Origin of the sequence: Sphingomonas sp., assembly GCF_965200105.1 — a bacterium.
GTDB lineage: Bacteria > Pseudomonadota > Alphaproteobacteria > Sphingomonadales > Sphingomonadaceae > Solisphingomonas.
The window spans coordinates 1-17,834 of the sequence record NZ_CBDATN010000002.1 but is presented as its reverse complement, the minus strand read 5'-3'; the positions used below and the strand labels follow the sequence as shown (position 1 = coordinate 17,834).

Annotated in this window: 12 protein-coding genes; 6 read left to right on the top strand and 6 right to left on the bottom strand. The window is 70.8% G+C overall.

Annotated features, from left to right (window positions below; genetic code table 11):
• Nucleotides 1-67 precede the first annotated feature (67 nt).
• Together ACOFKX_RS01205 and ACOFKX_RS01200 are read left to right on the top strand one after the other, a co-directional pair.
• Nucleotides 68-319, top strand: a complete 252-nt coding sequence (locus ACOFKX_RS01205) for a hypothetical protein (RefSeq protein ID WP_419825280.1) — start codon at nucleotides 68-70, stop codon at nucleotides 317-319.
• Nucleotides 319-1,035: an endonuclease/exonuclease/phosphatase family protein gene (locus tag ACOFKX_RS01200; protein ID WP_419825279.1), complete on the top strand. Its 717-nt coding sequence runs from the start codon at nucleotides 319-321 to the stop codon at nucleotides 1,033-1,035. The genes ACOFKX_RS01205 and ACOFKX_RS01200 overlap by 1 nt, the downstream gene beginning before the upstream one ends.
• 1 nt (nucleotide 1,036) lies before the next feature.
• On the opposite strand, the gene ACOFKX_RS01195 is transcribed toward ACOFKX_RS01200, so the two are convergent.
• The gene (locus ACOFKX_RS01195) at nucleotides 1,037-5,212 is read right to left on the bottom strand and encodes a translocation/assembly module TamB domain-containing protein (protein WP_419825278.1); all 4,176 of its coding nucleotides are present in this window, start codon (nucleotides 5,210-5,212) and stop codon (nucleotides 1,037-1,039) included.
• Nucleotides 5,212-7,293 carry an autotransporter assembly complex protein TamA gene (locus ACOFKX_RS01190; RefSeq protein ID WP_419825277.1) on the bottom strand — a complete coding sequence of 694 codons (2,082 nt, stop codon included), beginning with the start codon at nucleotides 7,291-7,293 and terminating at the stop codon, nucleotides 5,212-5,214. Before ACOFKX_RS01190 ends, ACOFKX_RS01195 begins: the two co-directional genes overlap by 1 nt.
• 191 nt (nucleotides 7,294-7,484) lie before the next feature.
• Here ACOFKX_RS01190 and ACOFKX_RS01185 point away from each other — a divergent pair, with 191 nt between their 5' ends.
• Nucleotides 7,485-8,423 (top strand): YihY/virulence factor BrkB family protein, encoded by a 939-nt coding sequence (locus ACOFKX_RS01185; RefSeq protein ID WP_419825276.1) that lies wholly within the window; start codon nucleotides 7,485-7,487, stop codon nucleotides 8,421-8,423.
• Here ACOFKX_RS01185 and ACOFKX_RS01180 read toward each other — a convergent pair.
• A complete protein-coding gene (locus ACOFKX_RS01180; RefSeq protein WP_419825275.1) occupies nucleotides 8,365-8,640 on the bottom strand; it encodes a hypothetical protein in 276 nt (91 codons plus the stop codon). The genes ACOFKX_RS01185 and ACOFKX_RS01180 overlap by 59 nt on opposite strands.
• Before the next feature lie 83 nt (nucleotides 8,641-8,723).
• Between ACOFKX_RS01180 and dinB the strand changes: the two genes are divergently transcribed.
• From dinB to ACOFKX_RS01165, 3 genes are read left to right on the top strand one after another with little or no spacing between them, the layout of a single operon-like run.
• The gene (gene dinB, locus ACOFKX_RS01175; protein WP_419827308.1) at nucleotides 8,724-9,842 is read left to right on the top strand and encodes a DNA polymerase IV; all 1,119 of its coding nucleotides are present in this window, start codon (nucleotides 8,724-8,726) and stop codon (nucleotides 9,840-9,842) included.
• Nucleotides 9,830-10,594: a 3'-5' exonuclease gene (locus ACOFKX_RS01170; protein ID WP_419825274.1), complete on the top strand. Its 765-nt coding sequence runs from the start codon at nucleotides 9,830-9,832 to the stop codon at nucleotides 10,592-10,594. Before dinB ends, ACOFKX_RS01170 begins: the two co-directional genes overlap by 13 nt.
• 10 nt (nucleotides 10,595-10,604) lie before the next feature.
• Nucleotides 10,605-11,297 (top strand): glutathione binding-like protein, encoded by a 693-nt coding sequence (locus ACOFKX_RS01165; protein ID WP_419825273.1) that lies wholly within the window; start codon nucleotides 10,605-10,607, stop codon nucleotides 11,295-11,297.
• On the opposite strand, the gene ACOFKX_RS01160 is transcribed toward ACOFKX_RS01165, so the two are convergent.
• The 3 genes from ACOFKX_RS01160 to ACOFKX_RS01150 form a co-directional block, all read right to left on the bottom strand.
• A complete protein-coding gene (locus ACOFKX_RS01160) occupies nucleotides 11,294-12,796 on the bottom strand; it encodes an efflux transporter outer membrane subunit (RefSeq protein ID WP_419825272.1) in 1,503 nt (500 codons plus the stop codon). The genes ACOFKX_RS01165 and ACOFKX_RS01160 overlap by 4 nt on opposite strands.
• On the bottom strand, nucleotides 12,793-16,077 hold the full coding sequence (locus ACOFKX_RS01155; RefSeq protein WP_419825271.1) for an efflux RND transporter permease subunit: 3,285 nt from the start codon (nucleotides 16,075-16,077) through the stop codon (nucleotides 12,793-12,795). Before ACOFKX_RS01155 ends, ACOFKX_RS01160 begins: the two co-directional genes overlap by 4 nt.
• Nucleotides 16,074-17,834: efflux RND transporter permease subunit (locus tag ACOFKX_RS01150; protein WP_419825270.1), on the bottom strand; the 1,761-nt coding region annotated here is incomplete at its 5' end. The genes ACOFKX_RS01150 and ACOFKX_RS01155, both read right to left, overlap by 4 nt.

Sequence of the window (17,834 nt, the reverse complement as noted above, 5' to 3'; positions counted from 1 at the left end):
CTCCCGGCCCAGAACGAAGCGTCCGATCGGGCGTTCGGCCCCGTGACGGACGGGAGACACAACGCGCATGACCGACGATCGTAGCCTTAGCGACCGCCGTTTACGCGCCAAGCTGGCGGACGGCGTGCGCGACGCCCTCGACGATGTGCCGGAGGCCGCGCGCGGCGCGTTCGATACCGGGCGCGACCTCTACCGGCGCGGCGCTATGGCGGTGACGCGGACGGCGGGCGACAACGGCGCGCTGATGCTGCTCGCCGGCGGCGCCGCGGTAGCGGGGCTGTCCTGGCTGTGGCTTCGCGCGCGCGAGCATAGGCGGTGATGCACCCCGCCCGCGATGCCGGCCACGTCCGCATTGCCAGCTACAATATCCGCAAGGCCATGGGCACCGACCGGCTGCGTCGGCCCGAGCGCATCCTCGCGGTGCTGGCCGAACTCTCCGCCGACGTCGTGCTGCTGCAGGAGGCGGACCGTCGGCTCGGCGCGCGACAGACCGCGCTGCCGTTCGAGCTGATTGCCCAAGGGGGATGGCAGCCGGTGCCGTTCGACATCCGACCCGGCGGGCTTGGCTGGCATGGCAACGCCATCCTCGTCCGCCGCGACGCCGAGATCCTGTCGTGCCGCGTGTGGCCGCTGCCGGTGCTGGAGCCGCGCGGCGCCGTCATGGCGGAGGTGCGCGTTCGGGGCGTGGCGCTGCGGCTGGTGGGCATGCACCTCGATCTCTCGGGGCTATGGCGGCGGCGGCAGGCCCGCGCGGTGATCGGGCATGTCGAGGATTGCGCCGAGCGCCTGCCGACGGTGCTGACCGGAGATCTCAACGAGTGGAGCCTGGGCGGCGGCTGCCTGCGCGATTTCGCGCGCGCCTTCCACTTCGCAGCCACCCCGCCGAGCTTCCACGCGCGCCGTCCGGTGGCGCGTCTCGACCGGATCATGACGACGCCCGACCTTGCCGTGATTGATGCCGGAACCCACCGCAGCCCGCTCGCGGCGCGCGCCTCCGATCACCTGCCGGTGTGGGCGGAGGTGCGGCTGCGATGAGCTAATATTGCTTCGAGTAGCGCAGCGAGACGCTCGGCCCGAGATAGCCGCCCGCCTGGCTGAGCAGGCTCAGCGCCTTGGAGAGCCCGATGGTGAGCTGCGTCTGGGTAAAGCCCTTCGCATCGGTGATGACCTGCACGTAAATGTTGTTGGAGATGTACTTGCCCGCCGACAACGCGGTGCCGCGCCCGCTCTGCTGATCGGCGCCCAGCACCGACAGGTTGGCGAGCCCCGCCGCTCCTTTGAGCTTGCCGAGCGGGTTGAAGCCCCCGCCCCCGCCCGGGCTGCGCAGCGAGTTGAGCGCGGCGGCGAGCTGGAGCGCCTGCGCCGGCGTCAGCGACGTCACCGACGATCCGAACAGCAGCCGCGACAGCACCTCGTCCTGCGGCAGCGAGGGAGTCGATGAGAAGCCGATCTGCGGCCGCTGCGCGTGGCCGCCGATGGTGATCGTCGCCGTCACCGCCTGCACCGTCGTCGAGGCAACGATGGCGAGCTCGGGATCGGTGAGCGGGCCGTTGAAGGTGATTGCGCTCTCGTCGTCCAGCGTCAGGCGGCGGCCGGAGAAGCTGAACGTGCCGCGCACCACCTGCAGGCGCCCGACGACGCTCGGCTTACCCGTCGTGCCGCCGATCCGCATGTCGGTCTTCCACTCGGAGTCGAGCCCCATGCCGGTGACGAAGATCTGGTTGTCGGCATGGATGTGGAGATCGAGCTTCCAGTTGGTCGGCGCCGGCCCCGCGACGGGCTTGGGCGCGGGCGCGCCCTTGCGGCGGATGCCGGTGAGCTCGGGCACCGCGCCCGCGCCCTGATAGGCGATCTGGTACTTGGCCCGGGAGAGGCGGATGTCGCCCTTGACGAGCCCGCCCGCCGCCTTGGAGTTGGTGACCGCGATCGAACCCGACACGCGCGCCGCCGCCGCGTCGGAGTTGGCGAGTTGCGCATCATCCAGCTTCGCGCGGATATCGATGGGGAAGCCGCCCGCCGCATCGATGCCGACGCGGCCCTGCGCCGAGACCGTGCCGTCGCCGGCCTTGCCCTGGAAGGCGTTCAACACGAATTGGCTCTGCGTGAAGCGGCCGTCGATGCGAACGTCGGTGATGGTCGTGCCGTAGGTCGTGTTCTCGTAGCGGAGCTGGTTGGCGCGGATCACGCCCGTGAGGTTGGGGCTGTCCAGCCGCCCACCGAAATCTGCCCCGACGGCGAGCGGGCCGGACACCGTCTGCCCGGCGATCCCGGTCAACGACCACAAAGCTTCCGCTGGCCCGTTGTACCGGATACCGCCCGAGAGCGGCGCCTGCATCAGCCGCGCCGTCCACGTCCCGCCGCCCGCCGGGATCGGCGCGAGACGCGCCTGCACGCGGCCGAGCACGGCGCCCTGCCGGCGCAGCAGCGCCGCGAGCCGCGCACCACCCGCCGGATCGAGCGTGGCGAGCAGCGCGGCGTCGATCGGTTGCGACACGGTGAGTGCGCCGGTGCGCGTGAAGCCGGTCACGTCGATTCGCGCGCGCGCGGTCGGAATCGCGGACGCGCTCGGCGCGGAGAAGTCGACGGTGCCGCTGGCCTTGCCGCCGATGCCGAGCGTCGGCGCGAACACCTGCGCGATCGAGATGTCCATGCCCGCCATGCTGGCGTGCGCCTCGATGCGGCTGCCGTAGCGTCCGTTCACCGTCACCTTCCCCTGCGGCAGCACGATCGTGGCGGGGGCGAGGACGTAGTCGCCACCCTGTTTCGCCGCGACGGCGGGCCGCGCGAGATGGAAGGCGAGGCCGTTCGCGGTGCCGCGCAGGTTGGCGAGGATGCGATCCGGCGCAATCGCCGCCTGCGCCGCCACGTCGAACGGCACGCCCGCCGTGCCCGCCGCCGTCAGCGCCACGCGGCCGCGTCCGCCGGCATAGTCGAAGGTGGCGCGGGCGGACTTCACGATCGTCTCGCCGGTGCGGAGATCGACGAGCGCCAGCGATCCGCGCGCGGACGGGCCGCCCGGCAGCATCGTGACGACCGCGTTGACGAGGCCCGAGCCGATCGTCACCGGTTGCCCGTCCGGCCCCGGCAGCCGCGCGCCGGCCGCGCGCAGGTTCACGAACGCCTGCTGGTTCCTGCCCGCCGCCGCCAGCCGCACCTGGCCGTTGACGCCGGAGCCGGCGATCGTGAGCATGCCCGCAAACGGCCCCGCCGCCGCCTGCACGATGCTGCCGCGCACGGTGATGCCCGCGATCAGCAGCCTGTTGACGTCCACCGCCAGCGGCCCCTTGCCGGCGCGCACCAGCACGTCGGCATCGAAGGCGCCATATTGCGATCCGCCAGTCGCCAGCACGCGGTAGCCGGCCGCCGTGCCGGTGAGCGTGGCATCGAGGTTGGTGAGCCCGATGCCGACACCCGGCCGCGCCGCCTTCAGCACCACGCGCGGGTTGGCCGCCGTGCCCGCCGCGATCAACGAGAACGGCCCGTACGTCTTGGACGAACCCACCGCGCTGGCGCGGATCGCGCCGTCCGACAGGCGGTAGCTCGCCTCCCCGCCGGTAATGCGGAAATCGGGGGCGGCGAGCCTGAGGTTGCGCACGGTGGCGCCGCCTTTGGGATCGTAGCCGACATCGGCAGTGATCACCGCGTTGCCGCCGAGCTGCTGCGCCAGCGTCGCGTTGGTGATCCGCTTGGTGACGATCCGCACCCGGCCCTTGATGCCGAAGCCGCCGCCCGGCGTCGGCACCAGCTTGGCGTCGGTAACGAGATTGATGCGCCCGAGGCCGTTCACGTCATAGTCGTTGACGCGGCCCTTCAAGGCGCCGGTATAGGTGCCGGTGCCGAAGTTCGCGAGGATCAGCGCGGTGGCATCGATCCTGTCCGATCGCAGGCGCAGATTGTCGGAGAAGAGCTGGCCTTTGGCATAGGCGAGGTCGCCATCGATCGCGAGATGGGTGACGAGCCCGCCCGCCGCCGCGTTGAGCCCGGTTACGCGCAGCGCGGTCGCGTGGACGGGCACGATGATCTTGTCGGTGTTAATCCGCGCCTTGCCCGCCGCGGCGAGCTTCTCCACGCCGGTGGTACCGAACGCGATCGCGTCGGCACTCAGCCGATAGTCGATCACCGGCCGCGCGAAGGCGCCGTCGAGCACCAGCGCCGCCTTCACGTTGCGACCGGACAGGTTGGCGGCGATCGTGCCGGGCTTGAGCAGCGCCGCATTGACGCGGAAATTGCCGAACCGGCTCTCCGCGAAATCGAGCAGGCCCGCCGCGTCCACCGCCAGCGACGCCGAGCGCAGCTTGAGCCGCGTGTCGGCGCGCCGCTTGTCGAGCGTGGCGGTGGCATCCAGTGCGATCGTCGGCTCCACCAGCCGCGCCGCCGGCCCGGTGAGCATGATGCCGGGCTGGAGGCTGCCCAGCGCGCGGAAGGTGCCGCTCCGCCCCGTGAGCGTCACGTCGGAGAGCGGTGCGCCGCCCAGCGTGCCCGAGAGCACCCCGTTCCACGCCGCCCAATCGCCCTTGCCGCCCACCGACAGCGCCAGCGGGCGGCCGAGATGCGCGTAGCCGTCCACCAGCCCGCCCGCCGGCGCGGCGAGCTTGAGGTCGAGCAGCAGCCGGTTGGCGTCGGGCACGGCGTCGAGCTTCAGGTGCAGGCGATCGCCGCCCGCGACGCCCGGTGCCACCACCGCGCCCGCGTCCAGCGCGATCTGCGCGCGGCGATCGGCGATCGTCGTCGATCCCTCCGCCGAGACGATGTGGCGCCTGCCGTCCACCGCCGGCTCCACCACGAAACGATCGACCTTGAGGTGGCCCAGCGTCAGGTCGATATCGGGGATGGTCGGCGCGTTCGGGTCGCTCGGCACGGGCTTCAGCTCGGGCAGGCGGTGGAGCACGATCTCGTGCGCCAGCACCTCGCGCAGATCGATGTGCGAACGGACGTAGGCGAGCGGATGCCAGTCGATCGTCACCGCCGGCGCCGACAGGAACACGCCCTTCGGATCGCGAACCTCCAGCCCGTGCAGCGTGAACCGCGAGTAGATCGAGCCCTCGACGTCGTGGACGCGGACGTTGATGCCGGACGCGGTGGTATACCCGGCAAGCTGCCCGCCGATGAAGCGCTTGCCCAGCCCGGTGTTCAGGAACAGCAGCAGCGCCAGCACCAGCGCGACCAGCACGCCGAGGACGACGCCTACCCACTTCGCGATCCGCGCCGCCATCAGAAGGCCTGCCCAATCGAGAGGTACACGCCGATCCGGCTCTGCCCCGCCCGCCGGTTGAGCGGCGTGCCGACATCGAGCCGGAGCGGCCCGAAATTGGTGTAGTAGCGGCCACCGATGCCGGCGCCGTATTGCAGGCCGCCGATGCCGGGCGTCGATCCGAGCCCGATGCGGCCGGCATCCAGGAACGGCACGATGCCGAAATTCCCGAAGCGGTAGCGCAGCTCCGCGCCAAACTCGGTGACGGTGCGGCCGCCGATCGGATTGTCCTGCACGTCCTGCGGCCCGATCTTCTGGAAGCCGTAGCCGCGCACCGATCCGCCACCGCCCGAGTACAGCCGACGCGACGGCGCGATGTCGTCCAGGCTCACGCCTAGGATCGAGCCGACGCGCACGCGGGCCGCGAGCACGATCGACTTGCCGATCGGTTGGTACTTGGCGACATTGGCCTCCACGCGAGCATAGCCGTGCAGGCCGGACTGCAGCGACGTCTCCGGGCTGATCTTCAGGTTGGCGCGCAACCCCTTGGTCGGGTTCAGCAGGTCGTCCGAGCTGTCGTAGCCGCCCTGCAGCGGGATCGCGCCGATCAGGTAGTTGCGGCGCGGGCGGTCGCCGTCCAGCGTCAGCGCCGCGCCCTGCTCGTTGGTGCCGATGACCGATACGCCAACCGACCAGGTCCAGCGCTTCTGCCAGATCGGAGTGGACTGCCGCGCCAGTACCACGTCGAGGTTGAGCGTGTTGGCCTGGTAGGCGTCGTAGTCCGAACGGTTGAACCCGCCCGAGATCGTGAAGGTGCGGTCGCGCTGGCCGGCGTTGGAGCGCACGAAGGCGACGTTGGCGCCCTGCTGGTTGGTGCCGCCGATCGCGCTGACGGTCAGCGCGCCTTCGGGCGGGAAGAGGTTGCGGTTGGTCCAAGCCGCCTCGACCTTCGCGCCCTCGCCGGTGCCGTAGCCCGCCGAGCCCGACAACACGCGCCACGGTCCCTTGTGCTGCGTGACCATCAGATCGACGATCGCGTTGCCTGCCGCGTCCTTGGCGCCGCTGTCCACCGGCTGCACCGCCACCGACGAGAACAGGCTGGTGGCGACCAACGCCTGGCGGAGATCCTCGACGCCGCGCTGGTCGTACAGCTCGCCGCGCTCGAAGCGTGGGAAGACGGCGAGGTGGTCGAGGCGGAAGATATCGTCCCCCTCCGTGCGCAAGCCCCCGAAGATGGAACGCGGCCCGGCATCGAGCGGCAGCGTATAGTCGCCGCCGTGGACGGCGTCGTCGAGCACGATGTCGCGATCGCCCGTCTTGGCGAAGGGATAGCCCTGTTGCGGCAGCACGAGGCCTACATTGGCCTCGGCGGCGAGCACCTGCGTCGCGACGATTGGATCGCCGACCTTGAGCGCCAGCGCATCGCGCGCGATGCGCGTCGGCTCGGGCGCGGCGCCGGTGATCGCGATGGCGGTAAAATCGTAGCGCATGCCCGGAGTGGCGGTGATCGTGACGGCATATTCGCTCGCCCGGTCCGCAACCGGCAGCGCGGTGAAGCTCGCTTGGGCATCGTAATAGCCCTGCGCGCGCATAAGCTTCTCGGCGAGGCCGACATCCTCGACGGCGCGCGCCTGCACCTGCGCCGCGTTGGCGGCCTTCTGGCCCTTGTCTAGCGCGGAGGAGGCCTTGAAGTCGGCGGCCAGGCCGATCTCCTTCAGCCCCTCCAGCGTCACCGTGTAGCGGATCCGCGCCTCGTCCTTGGAAGGCACGGCGGCCTTGCCGATGTCGGGCGTGGGATCAAAGCCGGCGAGCGACGGCAGCGGGGCGGTCAGCGCCGGATCGGCGGGGGGCGGCGGCGCGATCGCGTCCGCCGGCGTGGACGCGGTGGCGGCGACAGCTGGCGCGGCGGGCGGCGCCTGCACCTGATCGAGCGGGGGCAGCACCGCGTCGAAACTCGGATCGTTCGCGGGATCGATCGCCTGCGGCGGCTGCGCGGGGCCGATCGCGCCGGCGGGCACCTGCTTCTGCGCCGCGAGCGGCGAGGCGATCAGCGCGGCGCAGCACAGCGCGACGCGGCGACGCGCGGCGGCGCGACGACGCAAGCCTCCCGCTCTTTCCCCGCCGCCTTCCGCCAAGGCCTCCCCCACACGCCTGCGCGTTCGCGCCCCTCGTTCGCGGAGCCTTAGCCAAATCGGCGGTTGCGCACACCCGTTTCTCGCAAGGCCACTCGGGGCGGACGGGACACCTGCGCGCGCTCGCGGGTTGGGGCCGGAACGAGCGGGGAGGAAGACGGATGGCCAACGGGTCCGGGCACGGTCCACGAACGATAGGCGATGCCGCCGAGCCTCGCGGGACCGGCTTCGCCCGATCCAGGCGCTTTCTCGGCCGGCTGTGGACGCGGATGGGCAGCGAGAATATTGGGCTGATGGCGGCGGGCGTCGCCTTCTACTGCTTCCTGTCGTTGGCGCCGCTGCTCGCCGCCGTGATCCTCACCTACGGCCTCGTCGCGGACCCGAGCTCGATCGCCGACCACATCCGCGCGATCGTGACGGTGGTTCCGAAGGATGCCGCCGAGCTGATCGTCAATCAGCTCGTCGGGATCGTCACCGCCTCTTCGGGCAAGACCGGGCTGGGGCTGGTGGTCGCCTTGTTCTTCGCGATCTACGGCGCGACGCGCGCCTCCTCCGCGATCATGGCCGCGCTCAACGTCATCTACGCGCAGGAGGAGGATCGCAGCCTCGTACGGACGACGCTCGTCTCCTTCGGCATCATCATCGGCGCGGTCGTCGCCGTGGTGGCGGGGCTGTTCGCCGCCACCGCCCTCGCCTGGGTGACGACGATCACCGCCTTCCTCGGGCCGGTGGTGGCGTTCCTCGTCCAGGTCGGCACCTGGATGGTGGCGGCGCTGCTGGCGTCGGCGGCGATCGGCGCCGCCTATCGCTTCGGCCCGGCCCGCGCGCCGGCGGGATGGCAGTGGCAGAGCATGGGTTCGGCGCTGGCGACACTCCTGTGGCTCGCGGCGACGATCGCGCTCGGCTTCTACGTCTCGCAGTTCGGCAACTACAACGCCACCTACGGCTCGCTCTCCGCCGTGGTCGTGCTGCTGATGTGGCTGTTCGTCTCGTCCTACGCGATCCTGCTCGGCGCGACGATCAACGCCGTCATCACGCCGCCTAAGCGGTGGCAGGGTGCCCAGCAGCCGGCACAGGACGCGGCGCCGGCGGCGGGTTGAGCACGGCCGTCGCCCGTGCGCGGCGCACGTCGCGGAGCAGCAGGTAACCGCCCGCCGCCAGCAGGACGAGGCCGACCGGCCGGCGCCCGCGCGTCATCGCCAGCGTCGCGCCCGTGCCGATCAGCGTCGATGCCAGCGGATCGCCGCTACCTCCAGGCGCGCCCGGCGCCTGGTTGACCGCACCCGCCAGCAAAGTTCCCGCCAAGTCCCGCAGCATCGCCTCGCTCCTCGTCATGGCGCTGAGACGCGCCCGTGCCCGCGCCGGTTCCGGGAACGCCGCGCGCGGCCTATATCCCGCAGATGCCGGCGGATGGACATCGGCGGATCATTCACGTCGACATGGACGCCTTCTTCGCGTCGGTGGAGCAGCGCGACGATCCTGCGCTCCGGGGCAAGCCGGTGGCGGTCGGCGGATCGAGCGGGCGCGGCGTCGTCGCGGCGGCGAGCTACGAGGCGCGGCGCTTCGGGGTGAGGTCGGCGATGCCTTCGGTGACGGCGCGGCGGCTGTGCCCCGACCTGATCTTCGTGAAGTCGCGCTTCGAGGCCTATCGCGAGGTGTCCCGACAGATCCGCGCCATCTTCGGTCGCTATACCGACCTGATCGAGCCGCTGTCGCTCGACGAGGCCTATCTCGACGTCACCGCCGACGCCGCCGGCCTGGGCTCGGCCACCAATACCGCCAAGGCAATCCGCGCGGACATCCTCGCGGAGACGCGCCTCACCGCGTCCGCCGGCGTGTCCTACAACAAGTTCCTGGCCAAGCTCGCGTCGGACCAGAACAAGCCGGACGGACTCTGCGTCATCACGCCCGGCAAGGCGGAGGCGTTCGTCGCGTCGCTGCCGATCGCGCGCTTTCACGGCGTCGGCCCGCGCACGGCGGAGAAGATGGCGCGGCTTGGCATCGCCACCGGCGGCGATCTCGCCACGAAGCCTGCCGAGTGGCTGCGCGAGCATTTCGGAAGCTGGGGCGATTACCTCTACGGCGCGGCGCGCGGCCTCGACGAGCGGCCGGTGCGATCCCACCGCATCAGGAAGTCGGTGGGCGCGGAGCGCACCTTCACCGACGATCTCTCCGCGCCGTCCGACCTCCTCGCCGCGCTGGATCCGATTGCCGACGCGGCCTGGGAGCGGATCGCGCGGGCGCAGGCGCGCGGGCGAACGGTGACGCTGAAGGTGAAGTACAACGATTTTCGCATCGTCACTCGCGCGCGCAGCTTCGCCGATCCCATCGCCGACCGCGCCGCGCTGGCGAGCGCCGCGGCCGGACTGCTCGCCGCGCTCTGCCCGATGGAGCGGCCGGTGCGCCTCCTCGGCCTTACCCTCTCCGCGCTAGACGGCGCGCGGCCGGCGCGGCCGGTTGCCGAGGACCGGCAGCTCGCGCTGTTCGACGCCGCGCCCGCGCCTATATGCGGCACGTGACCCCTCCCCGCATCCGCGTCGTCGACCTCGAGACCACCGGCTCGCGTCCGCCCGCGCATGGCGTGGTGGAGATCGGCTGGCAGGACGTGGTGCAGGAGGCGGACGGCCGCTGGGCGGTGAGCGCGGCACGCGGCGCGCTCCTCGTTGATCCCCAGCGCGCGATCCCGCCCGTGACGATGGCGGTGCATCACATCATCGACGCCGACGTGAAAGGCGCCGGGCTATGGCCGGATGTCGCGCCGGCGGTGCTCAAGCCCGAGACCGGCGTGCTCGCGCTCGCGGCGCACCGCGCGAGCTTCGAGCAGCGCTTCTGCACGCCCGAGCTTTCCGGCGGCGCGCGCTGGATCTGCACGTGGAAATGCGCGCTGCGGTTGTGGCCGTCGGCGCCCTCCTTCTCGAACCAGGTGCTGCGCTACTGGCGGATGCCGACGGGGCTCGACCGCGCGATCGGGCTGCCCGTCCACCGCGCCATGCCCGACGCCTACGTCAGCGCGCACCACCTGCGCGACATGCTCGCCGAGGCGTCGGTCGAGCAGCTCATCGCCTGGTCCGAAGAGCCGGGGCTGTTACCGCGCGTCCCCGCAGGTGCCGAGCGGGGCAGGCACTGGACCGAGCTGGAGGACGAGGCGCTGGAGCGATACGCGCGCGATCGCGACGAGGATGTCCGCTTCTCGGCGACCACCGAGATCGAGCGGCGCGGGCGTGGCGGCATGCGGCAGGAACGCGGGCCGATGCAGGGACTTCTGCTGTGAGGACAGAACGATGATCGAGTTTCATTACTGGACGACGCCCAACGGCCACAAGGTCACGCTCCTCCTGGAGGAGGCGGGCCTCCCCTACCGGATCCATCCGGTGAACATCTCCAAGGGCGAGCAGTTCGCGCCGGACTTCCTGGCGATCGCTTCCAACAACCGCATTCCCGCGATCGTCGACACCGAGCCTGTCGGCGGCGGCGCGCCCGTGTCGCTCTTCGAGAGTGGCGCCATCCTCCTCTACCTCGCCGAGAAGACCGGGCGTTTTCTGCCCGCCGACGTGCGCGGCCGCGCCGAGGTGCTCCAGTGGCTGTTCTGGCAGATGGGCGGCTTGGGGCCGATGGCGGGGCAGAACCATCACTTCACCCAGTACGCGCCCGAGCAGATTTCCTACGCGATCGATCGCTACGTCCGCGAGACGGCGCGGCTCTACGGCGTGATGGACAGGCGGCTGGCGGATCGCGCCTTCCTGGCGGGCGACGACTATACGATCGCCGACATGGCCGCCTATCCGTGGATCGTACCGTACAAGAACCAGCGGCAGGATTTGGCCGACTTCCCCAACCTGAAGCGCTGGTTCGAGGTGATCGCGGCGCGTTCGGCCACGCAGCGCGCCTACGCGCTGGCCGACGAGATCAACAAGGCGCCGAGCGTCTCGGACGAGGAGAGCCGGCGCATCCTGTTCGGGCACGGCAAGGGCTAGCGGGTCGCCGGCGAGGCGGTCCACCCCCCGCCCAGCGCCTGCACCAGCGCCACGGCGGCTGTTTGTCGGTCGAGCTGGGCCTGCACCAGCGCGCGACGCGCGTTGAGCGCGGTCGCCTGCGCGGTCACCACGTCGGTGAACACGACGATGCCGGCACGATACTGGTCGCGGATCGAGGCCTCGGAGCGATCCGCCGCCTCCGACGCGGTGCGCAGCAGCGTCTCCTGCCGCGCCAGGATCGTCTGCGCGACGAGATTGTCCTGCACGTCCTGCAAGGCCGTGAGCACCGTACCGCGATAGCCCGCCACCGCCGCGTCGTAGGCCGCGCGCGCCTGCGCCACCCGCGCTCGCCGCGCCCCGAAATCGAGCAGCGTCTGCGCGACCTGCGCACCCACCGACCACAAGGAGGCGGCGGAGGTGAACAGCTTGGCGATGGAGTTGTCGTTGAAGCCATAATCCGCCGAGAGCGAGATGTCGGGGAAGAAGGCGGCGCGCTCGACGCCGATCGCGGCGTTGGCGGCGGCGACCGCGCGCTCCGCCGCCGCGATGTCCGGTCGGCGCTGGAGCAGCGTGGAAGGCAGCACCGGCGGCACGTCGGGCACCACCGGCCGCCAGTTCGCGACGGCCGCTACCCGGAAGCTCGCCGCCGGCTCGCCGACCAGCACCGCGATCGCATCCTCATATTGCGTGCGCGTGCGCTTCAGCCCCTCCAGATCGGACTGGGCGGAGGCGAGCTGCGACTGGGCCTGGAACACGTTGGTACGCGCGACGATGCCGGCGTCGTAGCGATTGGTCGCGATCTGGAGCGAGCGGCGGTAGGCGTCGGTCGTCGCCTGGAGGACGGCGAGCTGGGCATCGGTGCCGCGCAGCGAGAGATAATCGGTCGCGAGTTCGCCGTGGAGGGCGAGCTGCGCGGAGGCGAGGTCGGCGCCGCGCGCCTCGGCGGTGGCGGCGGCGTTGGAGACGGAGTTGCGGATCGCGCCGAACAGGTCGGGCTCCCACGTCGCGCCGATGTTGACGCGGTAGTTGGTGGTGCTGCGCGCGCCCGAGGTCGCGACGGCGGTGGTGGAGCCGGTGCCGGTACCCGTCGTCGTGCCGGTGCCGGTGGTGGTCGTGCCGCCGCCGCTCACCGTACCGCCGCTGACTATGGTGCGGCCCGAGCCCGAACGGGTGTGCGTCACCGAGCCGTCCAGCGAGACGACCGGGAACAGGCTGGCGCGCGCCTCGCGCACCGCCGCGCGCGCCTGCGCGTAGGTGGCGGCGGCCTGCGCCACCGTCTGGTTGTGCTGGTCGCCCTGGCGCATCAGCGCGTCGAGCTGCGGATCGCCGAACGCCGTCCACCAGTCGCCGCGCGGCGCCTGGTCGGCGGGCACGGCGCGGCTCCAGCCCTCCGCGGTCTTCCACGTCTGCGGCAGCGCGGTCGCGGGGCGGGCATAATGTGGCGCGAGCGAGCATCCGCAAGCGAGCAGCAGGATGACGACGGGTCGTAGCGGCTTCATGCGGTCAGCTCTTGCAACGCCGGCCCCCGACGCGGGCGCGGCCGCGTGAAGCGGTCCAGCGCGACGTAGACGACGGGCGTGGTGATGAGGGTGAGGAGCTGGCTGGCGATCAGCCCGCCGACGATCGCGATGCCGAGCGGCTGCCTGAGCTCCGCGCCCTCGCCGAAGCCGATCGCCAACGGCAACGCGCCGAGCGCCGCCGCCAGCGTCGTCATCAGGATCGGGCGGAAGCGCAGCAGGCTGGCCTCGCGCGCGGCGGCTTCCGCGCTCAGCCCGCGCGTCCGCTGCGCGTCGAGTGCGAAGTCGATGATGAGGATGGCGTTCTTCTTGACGATGCCGAGCAGCAGGAAGACGCCGATCAGCGCGATCACGGTGAACTCCATGCCCGCTGCCATCAGCGCCAGCACCGCGCCGACGCCGGCCGCCGGCAGCGTGGAGAGCACGGTGATCGGGTGGACGAGGCTCTCGTAGAGCATGCCGAGCACGATGTAGATGGTGACGAGTGCCGCCGCGATCAGCAGCGGCTGCTGCCCCTGGCTCTGCTGCGACGTCGCCGCCTGGCCCGAGAAGCGGCCGTAGACGGTGGACGGCATCGCGATCTGCGCCTGCGCGTCGGCGATCGCGTCCTGCGCCTGGCTCAGCGCCACGCCGTCGGCGAGATCGAAGGAGATGGTGGTGGAGACCTGGGTGCCGGTGTGGTTCACCTGCGCCTCGGTGGCGTGATCGCCGAAGCGCGCGATGGCGTCCAGCGGCACCATCTGCCGCGCCGTCGTGCTGAGCGCGATGCCGGTGGAGGGATCGCGCAACGCCGGGTTGGTGGGCACGGTGCTCGCTTGGCCCGTGCCAGCGGCCGTCGCCTCGCTGCCGTCGTTGGCGGTGCTGGTCGCGCCCGACGACAGGCTGTTGCCCGCCGTGGCCGCCGTCGTGTTCTCCACCGCCGCCCGATCCGCCGCCTCGTTCACCGCGACGCGTACGTCGGGCAGGTTCTGCGGGCCGGCGGTGAACGCCTGGTCCCACCCGAGGATGACGCTGTACTGGTTGACGTCCTCGTAGATGTTGGCGACCGATCGCTGGCCGAACGCGTCGTACAGCGTGTTGTCGACGTCGCGCGGCGAGATGCCCAGCCGCGAGGCCGCGTCGCGATCGATATTCACGAAGCTCTCGACGCCGTTCTGCGTCAAGTCGCTGTCGATGTCGGTCAGCTCCGGCCGCTTGGTGAGCGCGTCGGTGAGCTTCTGCGCCCAGATCCGCAGCGTCGCCGCGTCGTCGGCGACGAGCGTGTACTGGTAGGTGCCGTTGGACTGGCGCGCGCCGATGCGCAGATCCTGCATCGGCATCAGGAACAGGCGGATGCCGCTCACCCGACCGAGCTTGCGCTGCAATCGCTGGATCACCGCGCGCGCCGCCTCGCGCCGCTGGTGGCCCTTGGGTTTGAGCTGCACGAGCATGAAGGCGCCGCCCGCGCGCCTGCCACCGGTGAAGCCGATGACGTCCGCGACGGCGCGATCGTGGTGGATGATGCCGACGACCTGGCCGAGCTTGTCCTGCATCGACTGGAAGGACACGCTCTCGTCCGCGCGTACGCCGGCGAACAGGATGGGCGAATCCTGCTGCGGGAAGAACCCCTTGGGCACCACGATATAGAGGTAGACGGTGAGCCCGATCGTCAGCGCCAGCAGCAGCAGGACGAGCGGCTTCACCGCCAGCGCCCAATCGAGCGAGCGTTCATAGGCGCGCTCGACGCGCGCATAGCCGCGTTCCAGCGTGAGCGCGACGCGACCTTCCCGCTTCTCCACGTCGCGAGGCTTCAAGAGCCAGGCGCACAGCATCGGCGTGGTGGTGAGCGAGAGGAGAAGCGAGATCATCACGGCGGCCGACAGCGTCACCGCGAACTCACGGAACAGCCGGCCGACGATGCCGCCCATGAACAAGAGCGGGATGAACACCGCGACGAGGCTGATCGAGATCGACAGCACGGTGAAGCCGACCTCGGAGGCGCCCTTCAGCGCCGCCTCGATCCGCCCCATGCCCTCCTCCAGATGGCGGGTGGTGTTCTCCAGCACGACGATCGCGTCGTCGACGACGAAGCCCGTGGCCACCGTGATCGCCATCAGCGACAGGTTGTTAAGGCTGAACCCCATGAACCACATCACGCCGAAGGTGCCGAGCAGCGACACGATCGTGGCGAGCGCCGGGATCGCGGTGGATCGCACGTCGCGCAGGAAGGCGAAGACGACGAGCACCACGAGGATGAGCGCGATTACCACCGTCACCTCGATCTCGTGGATCGACGCGCGGATCGAGCTGGTGCGATCCGACGCCACCTCCAACCTGATGTCGGCGGGAAGCTGGGCGCGTAGCGCGGGCAGCGCGGCGCGGATCGCGTCGACCATCTTGATGAGGTTGGCGTTGGGTTGCTGGGTGATGTTGACGACGATCGCGCGCTTGCCGTTGAACAGGCCCAGCGTGCGCGTGTCCGCCACGCTGTCGATCACGTCCGCCACGTCGCCCAGCCGCACCGCCGCGCCGTTGCGGTAGGCGATGACGAGGCTGCGATAGTCCACCGCGTGGCGGCCGGCGGCGTTGGTGTAGACCTGCCACGCGCGGCCGTCCGGCCCCTGGATCGATCCCTTGGGCCGATTGGCGTTGCTCCCCTCGATCGCGGCGCGCACGTCCTCCATGGCGATGCCGTAGGAGGCCAGCCGATAGGGATTGACCGACACGCGCACGGCGGGCAACGAACCGCCGCCGAGCTCCACGTCGCCGACGCCGGGGATCTGGCTGACGCGCTGCTGGATGATGTTGGACACGGCATCGTAGATGTCGCCCGCCGAGCGCGTGTCCGACGTCAAAGCCAGCGTCACCACCGGCTGGTTGGCGGGATTGACCTTCTGGTAGGTCGGGTTCTGGCGCAGCGTCGCAGGCAGGTCGGCGCGGGCGGCGTTGATCGCGGCCTGCACCTCGCGCGCGGCCTCGTCGATGTTCTTGGACAGATCGAACTGGAGCGTGATCCGCGTCGAGCCCAGCGACGACTGCGACGTCATCTCGTTCACGCCCGCGATGATGCCGAGCCGCCGCTCGAGCGGTGTCGCCACGGACTGCGCCATCGTCGTGGGGCTGGCGCCGGACAGCGTGGCGCTCACCGAGATTGTCGGGAAATCGACCTGCGGCAGCGGCGCCACCGGCAGCCGGAAGAAGGCGAAAATGCCCGCGAGCGCCAGCCCGATCGTCAGCAGCACCGTGCCGATCGGCCGCCGGATGAACGGCGCGGAGAGGTTCACCGCTGCGCTTCCGGCCCGAGCAGCGGTGGCCGCTCGACGCCGCCCGGCGGCGCCCCGCGCCGCTTCAGCCACGCCTGCGCGCGATCGAAGTAGAGATAGACCACCGGCGTCGTGAAGATGGTGAGGAGCTGGCTGACCAGCAGCCCGCCGAAGATCGCGAGGCCGAGCGGACGGCGAAGCTCCGCCCCCTCGCCCAGACCCAGCATCAGCGGCACGGCGGCGAACAGCGCCGCCAGCGTCGTCATCAGAATCGGGCGGAAGCGCAGCGTGGCGGCGCGGCGGATCGCGTCCAGCGGGGCCATCCCCTCGTCACGCTCGGCGGCGATCGCGAAGTCGATCATCATGATCGCGTTCTTCTTCACGATGCCGATCAGCAGCACGATGCCGATGATCCCGATGATGTCGAGATCGTGCCCTGTGATCCACAGCGCCAGCAGCGCGCCCACGGTGGCCGACGGCAAGGTGGAGAGGATCGTGACCGGGTGGATGTAGCTCTCGTACAGCACGCCGAGCACGATGTAGACGCACACCACGGCCGCCAGGATCAGCCAGAGCTGGTTGTTGAGCGAGTTGCCGAACGCCCCCGCCGCGCCGAGGAAGCTGGTGGTGACGCCCTGCTTGAGGTGGAGCTTGGCGAGCGTATCGCTGATCGCGCCGGTGGCCGTGCCGAGCGAAACCCCCGGCGCGGTATCGAAGCCGATCGTCGCCGCCGGGAACTGCGCGACGTGCGCGACGCGCAGCGGCGAGCGGCCCTCGCGGATGGTGGCGATGGCGTTGAGCGGCGTGGTGCCTCCCGTGCTGCTCAGATGGAGCAGGCCCAAGGAGGCGGGATCGGTGACGAGGCCGGGCACCGCCTCCAGGATCACGCGATACTGCGCCGTCTCGGTGAAGATCGTCGAGACGATGCGCTGCCCGAACGCAGAGTAGAGCGCGTCGTCCACCGCGCTGGCGGTGACGGCGACGCGCGACGCGGTGTCGCGGTTCACCTCGACGAAGGCGGCGGGCGCGGTCTCCCCCGCATCGGTGGTAACGTTCCTGACCTTTGGCGAACCGCGCAGCGCTGCGACGATGCGCTTCGCTTCCGCGTCCACGTCCGCCGTGTTCGATCCCTCCACCGAGAGGCGGTACATGGTCGGACCGCTCTCGGCGTCGATCGTCAGGTCCTGCGTCGGCTGGGTGTAGAGGGTGAGGCCGGGCACCCGCGCCACCGCACGGCGCAAGCGGTCCATGACGGTCGCCATGCTGCCGGAATGATCGTCCTTCAGGTTGACGAGCATCGTGCCCGAGTTGATCGCGGCGTTGTTCGAGCCGTCGACGCCGACGAACGAGGACAGCGAGCGCACCGCCGGATCGGCGAGGATCTGGCGCGCCGCCTGCTTCTGAAGGTCGTCCATCCGCGCGTAGGAGACGGTGGTGGTGGCCACCAGCCGCGCCTGGATCTGGCCGGTATCCTGCGTCGGGAACAGCCCCTTGGGGATGACGAGGTAGAGCAGCACCGTCACCACCAGCGTGGCGATCGCCACGAGCAGCATGGGGAACTGGCGCGCCAGCACGAAGCCAAGGCCGCGCTCGTAATGGCCCTCGACGCGCTCGAAGAAGTGGGAGGAGGCGCGCGACAGACAATTCGGCTTCTCGTCCTGCGGCCGCTGCAGCCAGCGCGCCGACAGCATCGGCGTCAGCGTCAGCGACACCACCGCCGAGATCAGGATGGTGATCGCAAGTGTGACCGCGAACTCGCGGAACAGCCGCCCGACGAT